General features: G+C 44.6%; 3 protein-coding genes. 2 read left to right on the plus strand and 1 reads right to left on the minus strand.

Annotated elements, in window-relative coordinates:
- Positions 1-52: 52 nt before the first annotated feature.
- Positions 53-1,246 (minus strand): MobQ family relaxase, encoded by a 1,194-nt coding sequence (gene mobQ / locus B0680_RS10010; RefSeq protein ID WP_158078325.1) that lies wholly within the window; start codon positions 1,244-1,246, stop codon positions 53-55.
- A 307-nt stretch (positions 1,247-1,553) separates the two neighbouring features.
- On the opposite strand from mobQ, the gene B0680_RS10015 reads away from it, so the two are divergent.
- Both B0680_RS10015 and B0680_RS10020 read left to right on the plus strand, forming a co-directional pair.
- Positions 1,554-1,865 carry a hypothetical protein gene (locus B0680_RS10015; protein ID WP_078254956.1) on the plus strand — a complete coding sequence of 104 codons (312 nt, stop codon included), beginning with the start codon at positions 1,554-1,556 and terminating at the stop codon, positions 1,863-1,865.
- Positions 1,866-2,200: 335 nt separating this feature from the next.
- Positions 2,201-3,721 (plus strand): protein rep, encoded by a 1,521-nt coding sequence (locus tag B0680_RS10020; RefSeq protein WP_078254957.1) that lies wholly within the window; start codon positions 2,201-2,203, stop codon positions 3,719-3,721.
- The last annotated feature ends 86 nt before the right edge of the window (positions 3,722-3,807 follow it).

Below are 3,807 nucleotides of genomic sequence, written 5' to 3' on the forward strand. Positions count from 1 at the left end.
ATCATGTCATGCATTAAATATAAAATCGCTGGCATTGGTGGGGTGCGGTTTACTACATGGTGAAGTCATAATCATCATCCCTTGATTGCTCGGGTTCGGGCTTGGGTGCTGGCGTTGTGGCAATATTCGCAATTCTTTCAAACGCATCATCTATCATTTTTCGCTGATTTTCGTAATCGCTATCAACCCCTAACCGCTCCCCTATTACCCTATCAATCTCTATTTTCTGGGCGATATGGACTGCTGGGGATTTATCAAAGATTGGTGAAAACGCTTCATCCATCGCATATTCAACATCATATTTTTTCCAGCCGTTGCGGATATTTTCCAATTCCAATGCCGTCAATGCTGGCGGTTCGGGTGCTGGCTCGGGTGCTGGCTTGGGTGCTGGTGCTGGTGGTTCGGGTGATATGGCGTATGGGTGATTATCCCATTCTTGTTCCTGCTCCAATTTTTCCATCACCGCATCATAATCTATACTGTTCTGATAAATGCGTTCATCATTCAGCTGTCGCAATTCATGGTTTGCCTGCTGGATTGCCCTGTTAAAATTGCCCTTGTCTGTCTGTATTCCCTTGCGTTCCATTGCTGTGACGGCTACCCCTAATTTGATGGTCGGTGCAATCTCTAACCCCCTTTCTTTATGTGAACGATGGTCTAATTGGATGTCTAACCCTGCCTTTTTCAAATGATGATTTGCAAAGTCTTGCCATGCTATGCGTACCTGCTCAAGGTCTTTTTTGCGGTTGCGTCCTGCCTTTTCGTTGTCCGCTTTTGCCCCCAATCCGTCATTGGTGATTACTCGTGTAGTGGTTAAAATGTGGGCGTGGTGGTTGCGTGGGTCTGCTCCCTTTTTGACTTCCTTGTCAGTAGGGCGGTGGATGCACAAATCAACTGCCACACCGTAATTTTTAGCCAAGTATTTGCAAAAATCTTGGGCTAGGGCGGTTCGCTGTTGCTCGGTTAATTCGTGCGGTAACGCTACTTCGTATTCTCTCGCCACGCAACTATCTTTCCGCTTTTCTGACTTTTCCGCCATGTTCCATAACTCGGAACGGCTTGGGGCATTGATGCCATTTGGGGTGATAATCTCTGTATGCATCACCCCTGTTTTACGGCGGTAGTCGTGCGTTAATCCTGTGCGTTCGCACTTGATTAACTCCCCTGCTCGGTAGGATGCCGAGCGGGTAGCAGTCTGACCTTTTGAGCGTTGGACTGCTTTAACCGAACAATGATAAAACGCCATTTTGGTTTTTTCCTTGTGATGGTTTGGGGGTGTGGGGGCTTGCCCCTGCCGAACTGGAGTTAGCAATATCATAAACGCTAGTGTTGATGTTTGCAACTCCTAAGTTCGCCCTTACGCAGGGGGCGAATAAGGTAGATATGATTAAAATGGGGGTGTTATTGATGATTTTAGGGGGTTTTGGGGGGTTTTGGTGCTTGGTGGTGCTTGGGTAGCTTGGGGGATTAGAAGTGGCAAAAAACGCTTGAAAATGGCAAATACGATGGTTTATAATTTAAGCATCTATTAACAACACAAAAAGGGGTCAAAAATGGCAACTTTAGAACAGCAAATTCAAGCTAAGTTAGATGAATTGAACTCATTGAAAGAGAAACAGCGCAAAAAAGAAAATCAAGAAAAAATCATTCTTGGGGCATTGTTGCTTGATGCGTGTAAAAGCGATAAAAATATTTGTGATATTGCTTTGAATTTGATTTACAATGCATCAGAAAAAGACAGAAAAAAACTTGAACAAGTACGATTGCGAATTTATGACATGAAAGACGAAGTCAAAGAAGAAAAAAAACTTCTTTCTGATGAATTGCATTTTGAAGACGAAAACATCAAACACAATATTTTTTAAATTTTTTTTCTAACAAATATTCTTAAGCCAACCATAGCGAAAAATGGGGATGTAACGTGGGAAATCTCCATTTTGCAGATGATGCAAAATCGTCAAAATTACAATTTTGTGGGCTTGGGGGTGTTTGACGAAAAAAAAATTAGGGTGTATGATTGTCATAATTTGATGCACTGGCGCAAAAGTGCTAAAAATTAAAAACCCCGTTGGCGCAACAACGGGGCTTTTGAAACCAATCCAAATTAACTTCCTACGGCTGATTTGGGCGGTTATCTATAATAAGATGTGTTCATTATACTTAGATAAATCGCCCAATGCAAGAATTAGGCGATTTTTTTATGTCATATAACAAAATAAACACCACAAAAAACGGGCAAAAATTCACCCCCGTTCCCCCCCAAAAAACAGGTGTCGAAAACGGGCACTTGGTAACTATACGAAATAACGAGCGATACGCCAAATACTGGGCTTGCGGGGATTTGCGTAAAGATTTTGTAATTACACAGCACAGACAGAAAATTTATGCGTTGCAAGGCAAATCTGCCAAGATTTTAGCCCCGATTTTTTACGAAAAAAACGGCATACAAAAACAAACGCATCGTGTCGTACACTGCACGCATCGGCGTATTTCTGCCGAGAATGGCGTTTTCGTGTATGTGAACACCGAAACCGCCAAAGCGCAGTACGGTAATCTAATGCTATGCGGTTCGGTTTGGACTTGCCCCAAGTGTGCAAACCGCATCACTACCGCCCGTTCCGCTGAAGTGCTACAAGCCATCAAAGGTGCGCCAGCGTTCGGATTTCTGACACTCACAACCCCCCATCACAAAGCGATGCCCCTTGCATATCTTTTGGCGATGCAGGCGCAGGCAAAGGAAATATTTTACCGTTCTCACCGTGTGCGCAGAATGCTCGCCCTGTTGGGCGTGCATGGGCGTATTACCGCCACTGAATGCACCTACGGGGAAGTAAACGGCTGGCATCCGCATTATCATGCCCTGTTATTCCTTGACCGCCCTGTATCTTATGACCATGTAATACCGTTCATGCCCCACAAAATATGGACACCAGCACCATGTAAAAACCGTCATTGTTTTGGTGAACCAGCGTGGCGATTTGATGAAATACCCAATCAAATTTTTTTCGTTGATTTCGTGGCGCTGGCACGGGATGAACTGGCGCATCAATGGATTAATGCTTGCCATGATGCTGGCATGGATAACCTGCCAACGGTCAAACACGGCTTAGACTTACAAGCCATCACCGATGCTAAGGCAATGGCAAAAATCGCTGACTACATGACAAAGTACGGATGTATGCCTGCCCCCACTGATGGGGACGGCATGGGGCGTATCAATAACGAATTGACAAAATGGCACAGTAAAACCAAAGTCCGCACCGCTGGCGAACCGCTCACAGGATTAACACCCTTTGAAATCCTTAGCATGGCGGACACCGATAACCCAAACTGCCCTTACTCTCGTTTGTGGATTGAATTTGCAAATGCTTTCAAGGGTAAAAGACAGCTGGACTGGTCGGCAAAACTCAAGGAACGCTATGGCATTGGTGAACAATCTGATGATGACATTGTGAACGCCACAGACGAAAAAGCAGAACAGGTATTTGAAATCACTTACACCGTATGGCGTTTGATTTGTCAGAGAAATGAACGCACAAAACCGCTCGAATTGGCGGAACAAGACTACCAAGACAACGGCTCAAGGCTTTATGATTACTGTATTGATGTTTTGATAGACCACATCGAGCAGTGCAAAGTTAATGATTTAACGCCTTGCCCTTATGTCATGCGAGATATTAATAACCTGTTGCAAATATCACCGCTGGATGTTGCTGCATAGACATAGCACCGCCACCGATGACAGCTAACCAAAATTTAATGCATGACATGATTGTCAAGGGTGGGGCGAGCGATAGCGATGCCCCA

This window comes from Moraxella pluranimalium (assembly GCF_002014825.1).
GTDB lineage: Bacteria > Pseudomonadota > Gammaproteobacteria > Pseudomonadales > Moraxellaceae > Moraxella > Moraxella pluranimalium.